Origin of the sequence: Streptomyces sp. NPDC001568, assembly GCF_042893755.1 — a bacterium.
Lineage (GTDB): Bacteria > Actinomycetota > Actinomycetes > Streptomycetales > Streptomycetaceae > Streptomyces.
Genome location: NZ_JBIAVF010000008.1, coordinates 292,969 through 309,832, shown reverse-complemented (window position 1 = coordinate 309,832; position 16,864 = coordinate 292,969). Strand labels below are relative to the sequence as shown.

21 protein-coding genes are annotated in these 16,864 nt (G+C 72.9%); 17 read left to right on the top strand and 4 right to left on the bottom strand.

All coding sequences use genetic code 11. From position 1 onward, the window contains the following. Positions 1 to 7 precede the first annotated feature (7 nt). The 12 genes from ACFY0I_RS17585 to ACFY0I_RS17530 all read left to right on the top strand — a co-directional run bounded on the left by ACFY0I_RS17585 (position 8) and on the right by ACFY0I_RS17530 (position 9,919). The gene (locus ACFY0I_RS17585) at positions 8 to 1,933 is read left to right on the top strand and encodes a hypothetical protein (RefSeq protein ID WP_388896103.1); all 1,926 of its coding nucleotides are present in this window, start codon (positions 8 to 10) and stop codon (positions 1,931 to 1,933) included. Positions 1,934 to 2,033: 100 nt separating this feature from the next. Continuing rightward, positions 2,034 to 2,747: a DUF2993 domain-containing protein gene (locus ACFY0I_RS17580; RefSeq protein WP_388896100.1), complete on the top strand. Its 714-nt coding sequence runs from the start codon at positions 2,034 to 2,036 to the stop codon at positions 2,745 to 2,747. 155 nt (positions 2,748 to 2,902) lie between these two features. Beyond that, a complete protein-coding gene (locus tag ACFY0I_RS17575; protein ID WP_353962230.1) occupies positions 2,903 to 2,992 on the top strand; it encodes an Ms5788A family Cys-rich leader peptide in 90 nt (29 codons plus the stop codon). 190 nt (positions 2,993 to 3,182) lie between these two features. Next, positions 3,183 to 4,028, top strand: coding sequence for a sulfurtransferase (locus tag ACFY0I_RS17570; protein ID WP_388896097.1), 846 nt, complete (start codon positions 3,183 to 3,185; stop codon positions 4,026 to 4,028). Positions 4,029 to 4,095: 67 nt separating this feature from the next. Next, the gene (locus ACFY0I_RS17565; RefSeq protein WP_388896095.1) at positions 4,096 to 4,386 is read left to right on the top strand and encodes a DUF1416 domain-containing protein; all 291 of its coding nucleotides are present in this window, start codon (positions 4,096 to 4,098) and stop codon (positions 4,384 to 4,386) included. Positions 4,387 to 4,529: 143 nt separating this feature from the next. Then, positions 4,530 to 4,793 carry a DUF3099 domain-containing protein gene (locus ACFY0I_RS17560; protein ID WP_388896092.1) on the top strand — a complete coding sequence of 88 codons (264 nt, stop codon included), beginning with the start codon at positions 4,530 to 4,532 and terminating at the stop codon, positions 4,791 to 4,793. 196 nt (positions 4,794 to 4,989) lie between these two features. Then, entirely contained in the window at positions 4,990 to 5,748 is a 759-nt protein-coding gene (locus ACFY0I_RS17555; protein ID WP_388896089.1) for a hypothetical protein, read from the top strand. Continuing rightward, complete coding sequence (locus tag ACFY0I_RS17550; RefSeq protein ID WP_388896087.1) at positions 5,745 to 6,599, top strand: hypothetical protein; 855 nt, start codon at positions 5,745 to 5,747, stop codon at positions 6,597 to 6,599. Before ACFY0I_RS17555 ends, ACFY0I_RS17550 begins: the two co-directional genes overlap by 4 nt. Then, positions 6,596 to 7,501 carry a hypothetical protein gene (locus ACFY0I_RS17545; protein ID WP_388896084.1) on the top strand — a complete coding sequence of 302 codons (906 nt, stop codon included), beginning with the start codon at positions 6,596 to 6,598 and terminating at the stop codon, positions 7,499 to 7,501. The genes ACFY0I_RS17550 and ACFY0I_RS17545 overlap by 4 nt, the downstream gene beginning before the upstream one ends. A 267-nt stretch (positions 7,502 to 7,768) precedes the next feature. Beyond that, positions 7,769 to 8,341 (top strand): FABP family protein, encoded by a 573-nt coding sequence (locus ACFY0I_RS17540; protein WP_281203667.1) that lies wholly within the window; start codon positions 7,769 to 7,771, stop codon positions 8,339 to 8,341. 107 nt (positions 8,342 to 8,448) lie between these two features. Further along, entirely contained in the window at positions 8,449 to 8,898 is a 450-nt protein-coding gene (locus ACFY0I_RS17535) for a Fur family transcriptional regulator (RefSeq protein ID WP_388896081.1), read from the top strand. A gap of 52 nt (positions 8,899 to 8,950) precedes the next feature. Continuing rightward, complete coding sequence (locus tag ACFY0I_RS17530; RefSeq protein WP_388896079.1) at positions 8,951 to 9,919, top strand: YgfZ/GcvT domain-containing protein; 969 nt, start codon at positions 8,951 to 8,953, stop codon at positions 9,917 to 9,919. A gap of 29 nt (positions 9,920 to 9,948) precedes the next feature. On the opposite strand, the gene dtd is transcribed toward ACFY0I_RS17530, so the two are convergent. Beyond that, complete coding sequence (gene dtd / locus ACFY0I_RS17525) at positions 9,949 to 10,374, bottom strand: D-aminoacyl-tRNA deacylase (protein WP_388896077.1); 426 nt, start codon at positions 10,372 to 10,374, stop codon at positions 9,949 to 9,951. 131 nt (positions 10,375 to 10,505) lie between these two features. Here dtd and ACFY0I_RS17520 point away from each other — a divergent pair, with 131 nt between their 5' ends. The 4 genes from ACFY0I_RS17520 (at position 10,506) to ACFY0I_RS17505 (ending at position 14,367) form a co-directional block, all read left to right on the top strand. Next, positions 10,506 to 11,090: an AmfC protein gene (locus ACFY0I_RS17520; protein ID WP_388896074.1), complete on the top strand. Its 585-nt coding sequence runs from the start codon at positions 10,506 to 10,508 to the stop codon at positions 11,088 to 11,090. A 132-nt stretch (positions 11,091 to 11,222) separates the two neighbouring features. Beyond that, on the top strand, positions 11,223 to 12,467 hold the full coding sequence (locus ACFY0I_RS17515) for a GNAT family N-acetyltransferase (RefSeq protein WP_388896071.1): 1,245 nt from the start codon (positions 11,223 to 11,225) through the stop codon (positions 12,465 to 12,467). Positions 12,468 to 12,562: 95 nt separating this feature from the next. Continuing rightward, positions 12,563 to 13,333: a putative protein N(5)-glutamine methyltransferase gene (locus ACFY0I_RS17510; protein WP_388896069.1), complete on the top strand. Its 771-nt coding sequence runs from the start codon at positions 12,563 to 12,565 to the stop codon at positions 13,331 to 13,333. Positions 13,334 to 13,467: 134 nt separating this feature from the next. After that, positions 13,468 to 14,367 (top strand): sigma-70 family RNA polymerase sigma factor, encoded by a 900-nt coding sequence (locus tag ACFY0I_RS17505; RefSeq protein WP_388896067.1) that lies wholly within the window; start codon positions 13,468 to 13,470, stop codon positions 14,365 to 14,367. Between the two features lie 65 nt (positions 14,368 to 14,432). Here ACFY0I_RS17505 and ACFY0I_RS17500 read toward each other — a convergent pair whose 3' ends face one another. Next, positions 14,433 to 15,332 carry an NAD(P)-dependent oxidoreductase gene (locus ACFY0I_RS17500; protein ID WP_388896064.1) on the bottom strand — a complete coding sequence of 300 codons (900 nt, stop codon included), beginning with the start codon at positions 15,330 to 15,332 and terminating at the stop codon, positions 14,433 to 14,435. A 57-nt stretch (positions 15,333 to 15,389) separates the two neighbouring features. Here ACFY0I_RS17500 and ACFY0I_RS17495 point away from each other — a divergent pair, with 57 nt between their 5' ends. Continuing rightward, complete coding sequence (locus tag ACFY0I_RS17495; protein ID WP_388896061.1) at positions 15,390 to 15,749, top strand: winged helix-turn-helix transcriptional regulator; 360 nt, start codon at positions 15,390 to 15,392, stop codon at positions 15,747 to 15,749. Between the two features lie 207 nt (positions 15,750 to 15,956). Here ACFY0I_RS17495 and ACFY0I_RS17490 read toward each other — a convergent pair whose 3' ends face one another. Further along, positions 15,957 to 16,373 carry a VOC family protein gene (locus ACFY0I_RS17490; RefSeq protein ID WP_385578154.1) on the bottom strand — a complete coding sequence of 139 codons (417 nt, stop codon included), beginning with the start codon at positions 16,371 to 16,373 and terminating at the stop codon, positions 15,957 to 15,959. A gap of 10 nt (positions 16,374 to 16,383) precedes the next feature. Next, positions 16,384 to 16,821: a helix-turn-helix transcriptional regulator gene (locus ACFY0I_RS17485; RefSeq protein ID WP_388896058.1), complete on the bottom strand. Its 438-nt coding sequence runs from the start codon at positions 16,819 to 16,821 to the stop codon at positions 16,384 to 16,386. Between the last annotated feature and the right edge of the window lie 43 nt (positions 16,822 to 16,864).

Below are 16,864 nucleotides of genomic sequence, written 5' to 3'. Positions count from 1 at the left end.
GGAACCGATGAGCACTCCGGAAGAACAGCAGCGCCGGCAGCGACAGCAACAGCAGTCGCCGCCGCAACAGCAGGGCGACGCCTCCCCGCAGGATCCGTGGACCCAGACCTGGCAGGGCGAGACCTGGGACACCAGCTACCAGCCGGTGCAGCCGCCGCTGGGCTCGGTGCCCGGGCAGCCGGTGGCGCCGGAGGGGTGGTTCCGCGAGGAGGCGGCCCCGCAGGAGCCGCAGCAGCAGGAGCAGCGCCCGGCGCAGCAGGCGCCGCAGCAGGCTCAGTACCAGCCGCAGTACCAGGAGCAGTCACAGCCCCGGCAGCAGCCGCAGCAGGATTGGGGGGTGCCGCAGGCCGCCGCCACGCCGTGGCCCTCGGAGCCCGTCGCCGAGCAGACGGCGTACCTGCCGCCCTACCCGGGGCCGGCCGACCCGCGGGCTCAGCAGCAGCCGGTGGCGCCGGAGGGGTGGTTCCGCGAGGAGGCCGCCCCCGCCCCGCAGCAGCAGGCTCAGCAGTCGCAGCAGGGCTGGAGTGCGCCGCAGGCCGCTCCGTGGCCCGCCGACCCGCGCACGTCCGATGGGACCGGCTTCGGTGCCGGCGCCGGTTCCGGTGGTGACGGCGTCGCCGCCGAGCAGACGGCGTACCTGCCGCCGTACCCCGGTCCCGGGGCCGCGCAGGCCGCGCAGCAGCAGCCGCAGCCGGCCGCGCCCGACGGGTGGTTCCGCGAGGAGGCCCCGCAGCAGCAGCCCCGGCACGCCGGGCCGCGCCATGCGCAGCCCCGCCACGCGGAGCCGCAGTCCTGGGACGCCGAGTCCACCGCGTACCTGCCGCCCCAGCAGCCCGCGCCCGCGCCCGTGCCCGACGCCGCCGCCGAGCAGACGGCGTACCTGCCGCCGGTTCGTGAGGGTGCTGCCGAGCAGACGGCGTACCTGCCGCCGGTTCGTGAGGGTGCCGCCGAGCAGACGGCGTACCTGCCGCCGGTTCGTGAGGGTGCTGCCGAGCAGACGGCGTACCTGCCGCCGGTTCGTGAGGGCGCTGCCGAGCAGACGGCGTACCTGCCGCCCTACCCGGGTCCCGGGGCCGCCGAGGCGGCTCCCGCGGCGCCCGCGGCCGGTCCCGTACCGGCGGCCGGGGGACCCGCCGCCGAGTACTCCCCCCCGACCCTGGGCGGCAACACCATCCGCGCCGTCGACCCCGCCCAGGCCCGCGCCGAGGGCCGCTCGCCGATCATCGACCCCGGTCCGCAGCCGGCCATACTGACCGCCGCCCTCGGGCTGCTGCTGGCCGTGGCCGCCGCGTTCGGGGACTTCGCCCTGTTGGTCCCGCTGATCGCCCTCCAGGCCCTCACCGCGGCCGGCTGGTTCCGCCTGAACGGCATGTGGCCCGCCCGTCAGGGCATCGCCCTCGCCTTCCTCGGAGCCCTCGTCGCGGACGCGGCGGTGCTCGCCGTGGACAGTACGTACGGCCCCGGCGCGATCATCGGCACCCTCGGTGCCTGGGTGCTGCTCACGCTGGTCCTCCAGCTGCGCAGCCACGCCGACCCCGACGAGCGGATGTACGGGCTGATGGCCTCGGTGGCCTCCGCCGCCCTGGCCATCGCCTGTGCGGGCTTCCTCGCGGCCGACGGCAAGGCCGTGAGCGTGGGCGCGGCGGCCGTCGCCGTGGCCGTGTTCACGCGGGCGCTGCCGCTGCCCACCCTGCCCTCCGTCGCCGTGTCGCTGGGCGCGGCGGCCGGTGCGGGCATCGCGGTCGGCACCGTCACCGGCACCGGCACGGGCGGGGCCCTGATCGGCCTGGCCGCCGGGGTCTGCGCGCTGATCGGCCTGCGGGTGGCGGCGTACGACTACCCGTCGAAGTTCGTCCACATGACGGCCGGTGTCGCGCTTCCGCTGGCCGTCGCGGCGCCCGCCGTCTACCTGATCGGCCGGGTGGTGGGCTGACGGCCCGACGCCGGCCACGGCCCGGGGGCGGTCTCACGCCGCCCCCACGGCCGTTCATGGTCCACTAGAACGCACGTACCGACTAGTAGGGGGAGGGCACGTGCGTTTCCTGCGCGTCGTCTTGATCATCGGAGTGGTCCTGGGGGCCTTGTTCGTGGGCGCGGACCGCTGGGCGGTCGGCTACGCCGAGGAGCGGTTGGCCGAACGCATCCAGGCGCGGCAGGGGGCCGGCGGCAAGGCGGAGGTCGAGATAGAGGGCTTCCCGTTCCTGACGCAGGCCCTCAGCCACGACCTGGACCGGGTCAACCTGAAGCTGACCGGCGTCGAGGCCACCGCGGACGGCCGCAAGACGCGCCTCTCGCAGATCGACGCGAGCTTCCGCGAGGTGAAGTTGAACGGCGATTACACCGGCGGCACGGCCCGACGGGCCGAGGGCACCGCGCTGATCTCCTACGCGGACCTCACCCAGGCCTCCCAGAACGGCGTGGTCCTGACCTACGGCGGGACGCCCGGCAAGGTCAAGGTGACCGCGACGCTGGAGTTCCTCGGCCAGTCCCTGACCCGGCACGTGGTGTCGACCGTGACCCTCGTCGACGCGAAGGACGGCAAGGGCAAGATCGTCCGGGTGCGCGCCGACGAGGTCCCGGGTGAGGGCATTCCCGGGATCGAGCGCGAGGTCCGCAAGCGCACCGACTTCGACCGCACCGTCGACGGCGGCCTGCCGGCCGGGCTCGGCCTGTCCGCGCTGACCGCCGACGAGGCCGGTGTGCACCTCACGCTGACGGGCACGGACGTGACGCTGGCCGGATCGTGAGACGGCGCGGTCCGATCCGCAGATGAACGGGCCGTACGAGGAGCCCCGGGGGCCGCGCGGCGGCCCGCCGGGGCTTTCTCGTCCCACCATTCGGACGATCCTGTCTCGACATATGACACAACGGTGACAGGGCGGCCGATTCGTCCCTACGATCCATGCCTATGAAGCATCAGCAGGCGGACCTCACGAAGCGGCGGGCAGTAGACCTGTGTCGCGTCGCCGCCATGCTCTGTCGCTCCATGTAGCGGTGTGAGCCTTCCGCTCCACCGGCCGGACGACGGCCCTTCAGCCGCGTGACCGCACCTGCCTCCCGCCCCCCTGGCGCCTCCCCGCGCAGGGTTCGAGCGTGACATCCGGAACGGCGCGCAACCGCACTGCCAGCCCCGCAGCAGCACCAGCACCACCCCGCCGCACACTGCCCCGGAGGAGAACACCATGAGCCGCAGTGACGTCCTCGTAGACGCCGACTGGGTCGAGGCCCACCTGAACGACGCCAACGTCGTCATCGTCGAGGTGGACGAGGACACGTCCGCCTACGACAAGAACCACATCACCAACGCCGTCCGGATCGACTGGAAGAGCGACCTCCAGGACCCGGTCCGCCGTGACTTCGTGGACCAGGAGGGCTTCGAGAAGCTCCTCTCCGCCAAGGGCATCTCCAACGACGACACCGTCGTCCTCTACGGCGGCAACAACAACTGGTTCGCGTCCTACGCCTACTGGTACTTCAAGCTCTACGGCCACCAGGACGTCCGCCTCCTCGACGGCGGCCGCAAGAAGTGGGAGCTCGACTCCCGCGACCTGGTCGACGGCAAGGACGTCCCGAACCGCCCGGCCACCTCGTACAAGGCCAAGGCCCAGGACACCTCGATCCGCGCCTTCCGCGACGACGCCGTCGCCGCGATCGGCACCAAGAACCTGGTCGACGTCCGTTCGCCCGACGAGTTCTCCGGCAAGCTGCTCGCGCCGGCGCACCTCCCGCAGGAGCAGTCGCAGCGCCCGGGCCACATCCCGAGCGCCCGCAACATCCCGTGGTCGAAGAACGCCAACGACGACGGCACCTTCAAGTCGGACGACGAGCTGACCGCCCTCTACCAGGCCGAGCAGGTCGACCTGGCGAAGGACACCATCGCCTACTGCCGCATCGGTGAGCGCTCCGCGCTCACGTGGTTCGTGCTGCACGAGCTCCTGGGCCAGGAGAACGTCAAGAACTACGACGGCTCGTGGACCGAGTACGGCTCGCTGGTCGGCGTGCCGATCGAGCTCGGCCCCAACAAGTAACCCTGCCGGGCGCGCAGGGCACCAGTAGCCAGTAGCAGTACGACCTCTCCAGGACAGGACAGAGAACATGTGTGGAGCACAGATCGGCGGGCCCGACCTCGCGACGCTGAAGCCCGGTGAAACGGCCATCCAGGGCCAGATCACCCAGGGCGGCGAGCCGGTGTCCGGCTACGTCCGCCTGCTGGATTCGACCGGTGAGTTCACCGCCGAGGTCCCGACCTCGGCGACCGGCCAGTTCCGTTTCTACGCCGCCACCGGCTCCTGGACCCTGCGCGCGCTCGTGCCGGGCGCCACGGCCGACCGCAACGTCGTGGTCGCCGAGGTCGGCGGCGTGACGGACGTCGCGATCGCGGTCTGAGCACCGCACACCGCAGCGATTGACCGGCCGAAGGGCCGCACCCCCGGGGGTTGGACGCCACTGGAACGGGGTGCGGCCCTTCGTGCCGTCCGGGGTCGTCCCGTCCCGGGCCGTTCGGGTCTCCACGGACCTACCCTGGACGTATGTACGCCCGGCGCCGACGCGCCTACTTCCTGCTCATGGGCGGATGCCTGTTCCTGTTCGTCTCCGCCTGGTCCTTCGTGCGCCTGTGGTCGGTGGAGGCCGCGGTGGCCCTCTGTGTGGTCGCCATGGTGATCCCGCCGGTCGCCGCGATGGTCGCGAACCGGCGCGGCCCCGACGACCGGTGGTGGGACGACCCCTCCGGCGATCGGAAATCGGACGAATGGTGGGACGAACTGGACGGAAAGCGGCGTCGGGACGAATGAAACCCGCCTATATAAAAACGTAATAAGGGTTCGGTACAACTACTTCCGGTCGAGGTCCGTCTTGGCTGTGCGCGGGTAATCACCCGGCGCCTCCAGTCCTGTGGGGGGACCTCCCTTGGAAAAAGAACAGACCGTGCCCGAGTTGCCCAAACCGGCGGAGAACGCGCCGGAATCGGGCACTCCGGAGTTTCCGTCCGTGAATTCGGATGGCGCGCCCGCCGAAATCGCCCCGAGTCGCCGACGGCGTGGGCGTACGACGCTCCTGATCGCCGCCGCCCTCGTACTCGGCGCCCTGGCCGGCACGGTCACCGGTTACGCGATCCAGTACCACCGCGAACCGACCCCCCTGCCCCCGCTGGCGCAGCAGAAGTTGGACGCGCCGAAGCCGCTGGCCGCGGACGGCGCGACGACGCTCAAGTCGATCAACGCCAACCGCTGGCACAAGACCGACGACGACCTGACGAAGCTGCTGCTGGAGCCGCCGTCGGGGGCGAAGGTGGAGGAATCGCCGGGCTACGAGTCCCTCGACTTCTTCGCGGCCGATTACGAGAACCCGGAAGGGGCCCTGCGGGACTTCGTCACGGGCGGTCTCCGCAGGGTCGCGCTGACCTCGTGGTCCACGAACGACCGGTATCACGTCACCGTCCGGCTCATCCAGTTCGGGGATCGCGAAGGCGCGGACGAGTACCAGAAGGGTTACAGCGCGGGCATGCCGAGCGCGAAACGCGCCGGCAATCCCGGCGTGTCCGTTCCCGGAGTGCCCGACGACCTCGGTCACGCCTGGGTGGACTCGAAGGCGCGGCAGGAGCCCGGCTACGAGCCGTACCGCAGCTCGCGGGCCCTCGTACGGCGCGGTGACGTGGTCCTGGAGATCTTCTACGACGACAACCGGGGCGGAAACATCGCCGAATCGAACGTCATCGACCTGGCCAAGCGACAGCTGGAGCGACTGTGACCGAGCCGACGAACGACACGACGACGGATCCGGCCGCCCCCGCCGCCTCCGCCGCCGCCCCCGCGGCGACGGCGCCCGGACCGGTTCCGGTCGCACCGGCCGCCCCCGCCGCCCCGACCGGGAGCCGCGTCAAGGCCGGCCCGCTGGTGGTCGGTGTGCTGAGCCTGGCCGTCCTGGTGGGCTCCGGGGTCTGGGCGTCCGCCACCGTCGAGGACGCCGACCGCACCGCGCCCACCGCCTACTGGGCCGCCGCCGGCGAGGAGCCGCAGAAGGCGCCCGAGCCGCCGAGCGTGCCCGAGAACGCGGTGTCGGCCAAGCTGCTCCCGGTGCCGTCGAGCTACGAGCTCGGACCCGACTTCGGCGTCGAGGGCAACGACTTCGTCGTCTCGGGGGACAAGGCCGTCGAGGGTCTCAAGGAGATCCGCAAGGGCCTGTCCACCTCGGAGCGCAAGAAGCGCGACGAGATGCTGGCCGAACTCGACCTCAAGGGTCAGGCGGGACGCACCTACACGAAGTGGGCCGGGAACCTGACCGTCGAGGTCAGGATCATGCAGGCCGACCCGAAGGCCGTGAACTCCTTCGCCGGGGCCTCGAAGACGTTCCTGGAGATCGTCGGCGACAAGCGCGAGGCGCCGAAGGTCGAGGGCTACCCGGACGCCAAGTGCGCGCTGCTGGCCGTGGGCGAGGAGAAGAAGGAGAAGATCGAGTCCATGTACTGCGTCGCCGTCGAAGGGGACGTGATGGTCGACTTCCGTGCCTACGGCCCCAAGTCCGGCTTCTACGCCACGGACGCGGTCGACTTCCTCAAGAACCAGCTGCGCCACCTGAAGTCCCCGGGGGAGTCCGCGTGACCGAGCAGCACACCCCGGCGGAAACGATTCCGCAGGCCGTCCCGGCACCGGCCCCCACGGACCCGTCGCCCCCCGAGCCCGCGCCCCCGGCCGCCCCCACGGCCCCGGCCGCCGCCGCGTCCCCCGCCGCCCCCGCGCCCCCCAAGGACCGCCGCAAGCTGTTCACGGTGCTGCGCCGGAGCGCCGCCGTCCTCGTCTTCGCGGCCGCCGGCGCGGGCGCCGCGTACGGCGTCGTGCAGCCCGAGCGCACCGACCTTCCCGGGCTCGCCACGCTCGACGACGGCCGCTGGGCGTACCCGGTGCTGGCCAAGCCCACCCTGCCGCCGGGCGCCCCGCTGCCCTTCGCCAAGGACAACGAGGACGGCACCCACTACGCCGGCCTGACCCAGCTGCTGCTGCCCGCGCCGAAGGGCTCCGTACCGGACCCGGGCCTGAAGCTGGAGAAGGACTCCGTCGTCACCGTGGACACCCTCATGGAGGAGTACGAGGGCGCCGCGCGCGAGAAGCTGAAGGAAGGGCTCGCGGGCAACGGCCTGCGCCAGATCGTGGGCCGCGGCTGGACCATGCCCGACGGCACCCGCACCCGCGTCTACCTGCTGCGATTCCACTCCTCCGGCTTCGCCGACGCCTTCGCGGGCTGCGGCGCCGACATGAACCTGAGCGGCGTCAACCGCATCGAGGCGGACGCGGTCTGGGGCAAGGCCAAGGTCGACCAGAAGGCCCCCGACACCACCGGCGTGACCGTGATGGAGGAATCCGCTCCGATCGGTGACGAACAGGTCCGGGCCGCCTGCGTGCAGTCCGGTGACGTCCAGGCCGTGATCCTTCAGACGCGCAAGGGAGAGGTGCCCGCCGTGCCGCTCCACCAGACGGTGATCCTCCAGCACCAGCTGCTCGGCTGACCCGCCGGACGGCGTACGGCCCACCTCGCAGAGTGCGCCGGTCCCCGGGCCAGTACGCTTGGGGACCGGCCCGTACCCCGCCATCGAATCCTCCCGAGGAGCACCCCGTGCTTGAGGCAGTCTTCACCTCCCTGCTGGTCCTGGTCTGCGTCGGCGTCATGGCCTTCACGGTCCTGGCCGTCAAGAAGCTGTACCAGGGTCAGCGCTGAGCTTGCGCGCAGCCGTCCACCCCGGAACCCCTCGAACAGATCGCCTGAGCAGCCAACCATGATCCAGATCCCCTCCGACCTGAACCCGGGCCTCGTCCCCCTCGCCTTCCTCCTCGGAAACTGGGAGGGCGCGGGCGTCTTCGACTTCCCCGGCGAGGAGAAGTGCAACTTCGGCCAGGAAGTCGTCTTCAGCCACGACGGCCGGGACTTCCTGGAGTACACCTCCCACACGTGGGTCCTCGACGCCGAGGGCAACAAGGTGCGCCCGCTGGAGTCCGAGTCGGGCTACTGGCGCATCGACGCGGACCGCAAGGTCGAGATCGTCATGGTCCGCGACCAGGGCGTCGTCGAGGTCTGGTACGGCGACCTCGCCCACCAGAAGCCGCAGATCGACGTCGTGACCGACGCGGTGGCCCGTACGGCCGCCTCCGGCCCGTACAGCGGCGGCAAGCGCCTCTACGGGTACGTGAAGAGCGACCTCATGTGGGTCGGCGAGAAGGCCACGCCCGACGTCGAGCTGCGCCCGTACATGTCGGCGCAGCTGAAGAAGGTCGTCACCCCGGAGGAGATCGCCGACATGGCGCGCAACCTGCCGGAGCTCCCGGAGGACGGCATCGCCTTCTTCCGCTGAGCCGACGGCCGACCGTCCGCCGAGCGGACGGTCGGGCGGACAGTCGTACGAAACGAAGGGGACCGCGGACTCGACCGCGGTCCCCTTCGCGCGCTTACACTGGCCGGGTGGTGAGCACCGACTGGAAGAGCGACCTGCGGCAGCGCGGATACCGGCTGACACCGCAGCGACAGCTTGTGCTGGAGGCGGTCGACGCCCTGGAGCACGCCACCCCCGACGAGATCCTCGTCGAGGTCCGCAGGACGGCCTCCGGGGTGAACATCTCGACGGTCTACCGGACCCTGGAGCTCCTGGAGGAGCTGGGCCTGGTCTCGCACGCGCACCTCGGGCACGGCGCCCCCACCTACCACCTCGCCGACCGGCACCACCACATCCACCTGGTGTGCCGGGACTGCACCGAGGTCATCGAGGCGGACCTGGACGTCGCCGCCGAGTTCACGGCGAAACTGCGGGCCGACTTCGGCTTCGAGACCGACATGAAGCACTTCGCGATCTTCGGGCTGTGCCGGGAGTGCGCCGCCCGCCGCGCGGCGGACGCCTCCCCCGAGCTGTCCTGACCCCGGGGGAGCGCCCCGGGCGCCGCGCCGCCGGGGTCGTACGCTTGGTGGCATGACCAGCAGCCCTTTGCTCCATCTCCCCGGCGCCGTACAGGCCGAAGGCCGTGACGAGGGCGTCGCCGCCCACTACGGAGAGCTCTACGGCGAACAACGCTCCCTCGCCGACGGCCGAGGCTTCGTCGACCTCTCCCACCGCGGAGTCGTCACCGTCACCGGGGCGGACCGGCTCGGCTGGCTGCACCTGCTGATCACCCAGCACGTCACCGACCTCCCCGCCGGCCGGGCGACCGAGGCGCTGATCCTCTCCGCCAACGGGCACATCGAGCACGCCCTCTACCTCGTCGACGACGGGGAGACGGTCTGGGCGCACGTCGAGCCCGGCACCCAGGAGGCCCTGATCGGCTACCTGGAGGCGATGAAGTTCTTCTACCGCGTCGAAGTCGCCGACCGCACCGCGGACTTCGCCGTCGTCCACCTCCCCGCCGGCTCGATCACCGAGGTCGCCAAGGACCTCGCCGTACGCGAGACCCCGCACGGCCGCGACGTCTTCCTCCCCCGCGCCGAGCTGGAGGCCTTCGCCGCCGCGCACGGCCCGGCCGCCGGCCTGCTCGCCTACGAGGCCCTGCGCGTCGAGGCGCACCGCCCGCGCGTCGGCATGGAGACCGACCACCGCACCATCCCGCACGAGCTGGGCTGGATCGGCACCGCCGTCCACCTCCAGAAGGGCTGCTACCGGGGACAGGAGACCGTCGCCCGCGTCCACAACCTGGGGAAGCCGCCGCGCCGGCTGGTCTTCCTGCACCTGGACGGCTCCGAGGTGCTGCTCCCCGCGCACGGCACGCCCGTACGGCTCGCCGCGGACGGGGAGGAGGGCCGCCAACTCGGCTTCGTGACCACCGCCGTGCGCCACCACGAGCTGGGCCCGATCGCCCTCGCCCTGGTCAAGCGGAACGTCCCCGTGGACGCGCCGCTGCTCGTCGGGACCACCGCCGCCGCGCAGGAGGTCGTCGTGGCGCCGTAGCGCCCCGACGCCGATCCGGATGGGTCGGCCTAGATGTCGATGACGATGGTGAACGGGCCGTGGTTGGTCAGCGAGACGCGCATGTCCGCGCCGAACCGGCCCGTCTCCACCGTCGCGCCCAGCGCCCGCAGTTGCGCCACGACCTCGTCGACCAGCGGCTCGGCGACCGGGCCGGGCGCGGCCGCGTTCCAGGTGGGGCGGCGGCCCTTGCGGGCGTCCCCGTAGAGCGTGAACTGGGAGATCACCAGCAGTGGGGCGTCGATGTCGCTGCACGACTTCTCCGCCTCCAGGATCCGCACGGACCACAGTTTGCGCGCCAACAGCGCCGCCTTCTCCGGAGTGTCGTCGTGGGTCACCCCCACCAGGACGCACAATCCCTCGCCGACGATCTCGCCGACCGTCTCACCGGCCACGACCACGCTCGCGCCGTCCACCCTCTGCACCACTGCTCGCATACCACCTGTGTACCAGGCGTGCACCCGTCCGGGGCCGATCGGGTGCAGTGGGACTGCGTCGGCACCACGGAGAGTGGCACGATGCACGCAGGCGGTGCCCCCAGCACCGGTCGAGGGGACGGATACGAACGATGAACACCTCTGGTACCTCCGCACCTGCACCCGCGTCACCCGCGTCGCCCGCCACCGGGCGACCGCCCGCACAGCGCACCGGCGAGGCCCAGGGCACGAGCCCCCTGGCCACCGCCGCCACCGCCCTCGGCCTGCCGGAGCTGCGCGCGCTGCGCCGCGACGCGCAGCGCGACGAGGCCGACCTGAGCTACGTACGCAGACTCCTGCAGGGCCGCATCGACATCCTGCGCGCCGAACTCGCCCGCCGGACGGACCCCGAGGCGCCGGTGGTGGACCGGCTCTCCGAGATCCTCGCCGACGCGCCGTCCAGCCGCAGGCCGTCCGCCCGCCACGTCACGCTCGGGACCCCGCACAACGAGGAGTTCCGGCTGCTGGCGGCCGAGATGCTCTCCGAGGTGGAGCTGTCCGACCTGGACGCCCGCACCGACGCGGAACTGCACGACGCGATGGGCCGACTGGTCCGCTACGAGCAGCAGGTCTCGCGGCGCCGGCAGCAGCTCCAGCGACTGGCGGACGACTCCAGCGCGGAGATCACCCGTCGTTACCGGGAGGGCGAGGCGCAGGTGGACGACCTGCTGGCCTAGGGCCCGGCCCGACCCGGCCGACAGCGCGGTGGCGCGGCAGTGCGGCAGCGCGGGCGGGCACCGGGCGGGCGGCGGGCGGGCGGCGCGAAATTCGGGCGACCCGGGCCGTCCGGGCGATTAGCGTGAGCCGTTATGAGCGCCGATGTCCGCCCGATCACCGCGTCCGAGATCCTCGACTGGTTGCAAGCCCTGAACACCGGCTTCCTCACCCCGAACCGGGTGACGGACTCCGATGTGGCCCTTCGGGCCGGGACCACCGACCTCGCCCGCCTCCAAGGCGCCTTCGACCGGGACACCGGCCGCTGCGTCGCGAGCTTCCGTTCCTTCGCCCAGGAGCTGACCGTCCCGGGCGGGGCCGTCGTCCCGTGCAGCGCGATCTCCTCCGTCGCCGTGCTGCCCACCCATCGCCGCCAGGGCCTGCTGACCCGGATGATGGCCGCCGAGCTGACGGCCTGCCGGGAGCGCGGGGACGTCCTGGCCACCCTGATCGCCGCCGAGTACCCGATCTACGGGCGCTACGGCTTCGGCCCCGCGAGCTCCGTCGCCGAGTGGGAGATCGACGTACCGCGCACCGGCCTCGACCGCCGCCTGCCGGTCCCCGCCGACGGCGGCCGGATCGACCTGGTGGACGCCGCCGAGGTCCGGCGGGTCGGTCCCGCGCTGCACGAGCGGATGCGGGCCGGCAAGCCCGGCATGATCGACCGGGACGCGCGCTGGTGGGACGTGCTGACGGGCGCGCGGGAGATGTCGCACGCGCCGTACAAGGAGAAGTTCCACGCCGTGTACCGGAGCGCCGGGGGCGAGATCGCCGGTCTGGTGATCTACGGCGTCGACGAGCACTGGACCGACGCGAAGACCCCCCGGAACACCCTGCGCGTGCGCGACCTGATCGCGCCGACCCCCGCCGCCGAGCGGGCGCTGTGGCACTTCCTGTGTTCCGTCGACTGGGTCACCAAGGTCCGCACCGGCTACCGCGCCCCCGACGACCTCCTCCCGCAGCTGCTGCCCGACCCGCGCGCGGCCGCGCTGGTGACCGCCGCCGACTTCCTGTGGGTGCGGGTGCTGGACGTCGTACGGGCGCTGGCCGCGCGGACGTACGAGGTCCCCGGCGTGCTCGTCCTGGAGGTCACCGACCCCGACGGTCCGGCGGAGGGCCGCTACCGCCTCGACGCGGGCGCCGGCACCTGTTCCCGTACGGAGGATCCGGCCGACCTGCGGCTCGACGCGGCCGGGCTCGGCGCCCTCTACCTCGGCGACGCCTCGGCCGTACGGCTGGCGGCGCTGGGCGAGGTGACGGAGCTGCGGCCCGGGGCGGTGGCCCTCGCGGACGCGGTGCTGCGCACCGCGCGCCGGCCGTGGTGCCCGGACGTCTTCTGACGGCCGGGGGCGCGCGTCCCCCGACGACCCGATTGCCCGACGACCCGCCCCCCCGACGACCCGACCCCCGACGACCGAAGAGGACCGAATCACCCGTGGCATCGATCGTGGAACGCCTGCGCGCGGCCGGCTGCGTCTTCGCTGAGGAGGAGGCGGACCTACTGGTGTCTGCCGCCGACGACGACGGACACCTGGCCGGCATGGTCGCCCGCCGCGTCGCCGGGGAACCGCTGGAGCACGTCGTGGGCTGGGCGGAGTTCGGCGGACTGCGCGTGCGGGTCGGCGCGGGGGCGTTCGTACCGCGCCGGCGCACCGAGTTCCTGGTGCAGGAGGCGGTCGGACTGACCCGGCCCGGCGCGGTCGTACTGGACCTGTGCTGCGGGGTCGGAGCCCTCGGCGCGGCGGTGGCCTCCCAGGTCCCCGGCGGCGTCGAGCTGCACGCGGCCGACATCGACCCGGCGGCGCTGGAGTACGCGCGGCGCAACGTGGCCCCGTACGGGGGCTCGGTCTGGCAGGGCGACCTGTACGCGGCGCTCCCGGCGGAGCTGCGGGGCCGGGTGGACGTGCTCGTGGTCAACGCCCCGTACGTGCCGACGGAGGAGATCGGCTTCATGCCGCCGGAGGCCCGCGACCACGAGCCGCTCGTCTCCCTCGACGGGGGCGCGGACGGTCTGGACGTCCACCGGCGGGTCGCCGCCGAGGCCGTGCGGTGGCTGGCCCCGGGCGGGCACCTGCTCATCGAGACCAGCGCCCGGCAGTCGCCGGTGACGGCCTCCGCCCTGACGGCGGGCGGCCTCGCGGTCCGGGCGGTCAGCTCGGAGGAGCTGTACGCGACGGTGGTGATCGGGCGGGCGCCGGTGGCGTAGGTCCGGCCCGGGCCCGTCGCCCCGTACGGGACCGGAGGGCGCGGGCGGCTGCGGAGCCCTTTCCTCCGCCTGCCCGACCCGGCAAGTTGATCTTCCGTACGGACGGGTGCGGCACGGGGGAAGGGATGTGACAGGTGGACGAGAGTTCTTCACCGACGGAGCGTTTCGAGGAACACAAGGCGCACCTCGGGGCGGTGGCCTACCGGATGCTCGGCTCGCTCAGCGAGACGGACGACGCCCTCCAGGAGACCTGGCTGCGGCTGAGCCGCACCGACCCGAGCGGCATCGAGAACCTCGGCGGCTGGCTGACGACGGTCACCGCGCGGGTGTGCCTGAACATGCTGCGCTCGCGCGCGCAGCGCCGTGAGGAGCCCATGGAGCCGGTCGAGGGCGCCGACATCCGGATGCCCGACCCGGTCATCAGCCCCGAGCGGGGCGTCGATCCCGAGCAGGAGGTGCTGCTCGCGGACTCGGTGGGACTGGCGCTGATGGTGGTGATGGAGTCGCTGGCGCCGGCCGAGCGGCTGGCCTTCGTCCTGCACGACATGTTCGCCGTGCCGTTCGACGAGATCGCCCCGCTGATCGAGAAGACGGCCCCGGCGACCCGGCAGCTCGCGAGCCGCGCCCGCCGCAAGGTGCGGGGGCAGGCGCCCGCGCCCGACGCCGACCCGGCCCGCCAGCGCGAGGCCGTCGACGCCTTCTTCGCCGCGGCGCGGGACGGGGAGTTCGAGGCGCTCGTCGCCGTCCTCGATCCGAACGTGGTGCTCCGCTCGGACGGCGGCATCGGCGGCCGGCACACCGTCGTGCTCACCGGGGCCCGGACCGTGGCGAGTCGGGCGGTCACCTTCGGCCCGCTCGCGCCGTTCACCCGCCCGGCGCTGATCAACGGAGCCGCGGGCGTGGTCGTGGTCCCGCAGGCCCGCGCGGTCTCCGTGATGGCCTTCACCGTCGTCGACGGGAGGATCGTGGCGATCGACGTGCTGTCCGACCCGCAGCGCCTGGCGGAGCTCGACCTGACGGCCCTGGAGGGCTGAGCCGCCCGGGCCCGCCGCCGCGCCCGCCTGCTGACGGGGTGGCGGCGGGGGCGTCGGCGGTTCCCTCAGCGGCGGCCGAGGACCTCGGCGATCCGGACGAACCCGTCCGTCCCGTGGCCGAGCCCGACGGCGCGGCGGGCCATGCCCTCGGCGGCGCGCATCACGCCCGCGTCGATGCCGTGCGCCTCCGAGGCGTGCACGATGTGGGCCATGGACGACACCGCCGAGGTGAGGGGGTTGTCCTCGCCGGAGAAGGTGCCGTCGTCCACCTCCGCCGCGGTCTCCTCGAAGAGGGGCGGCAGGATCGCCCCGATGCCCGCGGCGAACGGGGCCAGTTCCCGCGCCGTGATGCCCTCGGCCCGGGCCACCGCCAGGGCGTGCGCCCAGCCGGCCATCGCCGTCCAGAAGACGTCCAGCAGCGCGATGTCGTACGCCGCCGCGCGGCCGGTGTCCGTCCCGAGGTGGGTGTGGGCGCCGCCCAACGTGTGGAGCACGGGACGGAGTTCCTCGTACAGGTCCTGCGGACCGCTGTGCAGGAACACCGCGTGGTCCGTGCCGATGGTGGTGTTCGGCGTCATGATCGCGCCGTCCAGGTAGCGGATGCCGTGCCGCTCCGCCCACCGCGCGGTGTCCCGGGCCCGCTCGGGGGTGTCGGCGGTGAGGTTCACCAGGGCGCGGCCCTCGAGCGCCGAGGCGACCGCCTCGGGGCGCAGTACGGAGTCCACCGCGTCGTAGTTCACCACGCACACCACGGTCAACGGGCTCGCGGCGACGGCCTCCTCGGCCGTCGCGGCGACGACCGCCCCGCGCCCGACGAGCTCGCGCTCCCGACCCGGGGTGCGGTTCCAGACGGTGGTGCGCAGCCCGGCGTCGAGGAAGGCGCCGGCCAGGGCCCGGCCCATGGGCCCCAGACCGAGCACGGTGACGGCAGACTGTTCGAAGGACGCGGGGGTGGACGTGGACATGGTTCAACTCCCAGTAAGAGAACGACGCGACGACTACGGATCGGGAACGGGGCGGGGATGACGCGCGGTCGGGCGCAGGACACGGAGGTCTGCGGAGTGACGGCTGCGATCGCGGTGATCGACGGCAAGTGGAAGACCGCGCTGCTGTGGCTGCTGGAATCGGGCCCGCACCGCCCGGGCGAGCTGCGCCGGCAGTTGCCGGGCCTGAGCGAGAAGGTGCTGACTCAGGCCCTGCGCGAGATGGAGGCGGACGGCCTCGTGCACCGGCAGGTGCACGACGTGCTGCCGCTGAAGACCGAGTACTCCCTGACGGACTTCGGCCGCGACCTCTCCACGGCCCTGGGCCCGGTCTCCGACTGGGGCCACCGCCGCCTGGAGCGGCTCACCGGCGTCGGCGAGGAACGCCCGGCCTCCTGACGTACGCCCACCTGCCCACCCCCGCCCCTCCCGACCCGTTTCCGGGCGGCCCCTCGGCCGCCCGGAACAAGCCTGGCCCGGGCGCGGGGGCATGCCAAGTACCCACTAAAAGGTGGGTACGGGTGCCCCGGCTCCCGGGTCTGCGGAACCGGCGGCCGGCCCCCTGGGAAGGGCCGTCGCCGGTGGGGTTGGGGTCGGTGGGGTCGGCTACCGCTTGCGGGGCTGGTTGAAGCGGAGCATGTTGCCCGCCGGGTCGCGGAAGGCGCAGTCGCGGACTCCGTACGGCTGGTCGACCGGTTCCTGGAGGACCTCGCCGCCGGCGGCCCGGACCCGCTCGAAGGTGGCGTCGACGTCGTCGGTGGCGAAGATGACGCCCCGCAGCATGCCCTTGGCCAGCAGTTCCGCCATGGCCTGCTTGTCGGCGGCGGAGGCGTTGGGGTCGGCGAGCGGCGGTTCGAGGACGATCTCCACGTCCGGCTGCGCGGGGGACCCGACGGTCACCCAACGCATCCCCTCGAAGCCGACGTCGTTGCGGACCTCCATGCCGAGGACGTCGCGGTAGAAGGCGAGCGCCTTGTCGTGGTCGTCGACTGCGATGAAGCACTGCGAGAGCTTGATGGTCATGCCCTCGACGTTACGAGCCGTCGCCCGTTCCCGCTTCTCCGTTCCTGACCGGTTCCGGGTTCCTGAGCGGGCGCGTGGACACCTTGGCCACGCAGGCCGGGATCGCGGCGCCCGCCTCGTGGCCGCGGGCCCGGTACGCGCTCGGCGTCTCGCCGACCAGCTCGGTGAAGCGCGAGCTGAACGACCCGAGCGAGGTGCAGCCGACCTCGAAGCAGACTTCCGTCACGCTCAGGTCCCCGCGCCGCAGCAGCGCCTTCGCCCGCTCGATGCGGCGCGTCATCAGGTACCCGTACGGCGTCTCGCCGTAGGCGGCCCGAAAGCTGCGGGAGAAGTGCCCGGAGGACATCAGGGCGACCCGCGCCAACGCCGGCACGTCGAGCGGCTGCGCGTAGTCCCGGTCCATGGCGTCCCGAGCCCGCCGCAGCCGTACGAGGTCCTCCAGATTCACGCCCCCAGCATCCCACGCGCCCCTGCCCCGGGCCGGGGTGCGC

Coding starts and splice junctions, on each gene's coding strand:
- ACFY0I_RS17585 (WP_388896103.1), top strand. CDS start 8: ATGAGCACTCCGGAAGAACAGCAGCGCCGGCAGCGACAGCAACAGCAG.
- ACFY0I_RS17575 (WP_353962230.1), top strand. CDS start 2,903: ATGCCTATGAAGCATCAGCAGGCGGACCTCACGAAGCGGCGGGCAGTA.
- ACFY0I_RS17570 (WP_388896097.1), top strand. CDS start 3,183: ATGAGCCGCAGTGACGTCCTCGTAGACGCCGACTGGGTCGAGGCCCAC.
- ACFY0I_RS17565 (WP_388896095.1), top strand. CDS start 4,096: ATGTGTGGAGCACAGATCGGCGGGCCCGACCTCGCGACGCTGAAGCCC.
- ACFY0I_RS17560 (WP_388896092.1), top strand. CDS start 4,530: ATGTACGCCCGGCGCCGACGCGCCTACTTCCTGCTCATGGGCGGATGC.
- ACFY0I_RS17540 (WP_281203667.1), top strand. CDS start 7,769: ATGATCCAGATCCCCTCCGACCTGAACCCGGGCCTCGTCCCCCTCGCC.
- ACFY0I_RS17530 (WP_388896079.1), top strand. CDS start 8,951: ATGACCAGCAGCCCTTTGCTCCATCTCCCCGGCGCCGTACAGGCCGAA.
- dtd (WP_388896077.1), bottom strand. CDS start 10,374: ATGCGAGCAGTGGTGCAGAGGGTGGACGGCGCGAGCGTGGTCGTGGCC.
- ACFY0I_RS17520 (WP_388896074.1), top strand. CDS start 10,506: ATGAACACCTCTGGTACCTCCGCACCTGCACCCGCGTCACCCGCGTCG.
- ACFY0I_RS17515 (WP_388896071.1), top strand. CDS start 11,223: ATGAGCGCCGATGTCCGCCCGATCACCGCGTCCGAGATCCTCGACTGG.
- ACFY0I_RS17500 (WP_388896064.1), bottom strand. CDS start 15,332: ATGTCCACGTCCACCCCCGCGTCCTTCGAACAGTCTGCCGTCACCGTG.
- ACFY0I_RS17495 (WP_388896061.1), top strand. CDS start 15,390: ATGACGCGCGGTCGGGCGCAGGACACGGAGGTCTGCGGAGTGACGGCT.
- ACFY0I_RS17490 (WP_385578154.1), bottom strand. CDS start 16,373: ATGACCATCAAGCTCTCGCAGTGCTTCATCGCAGTCGACGACCACGAC.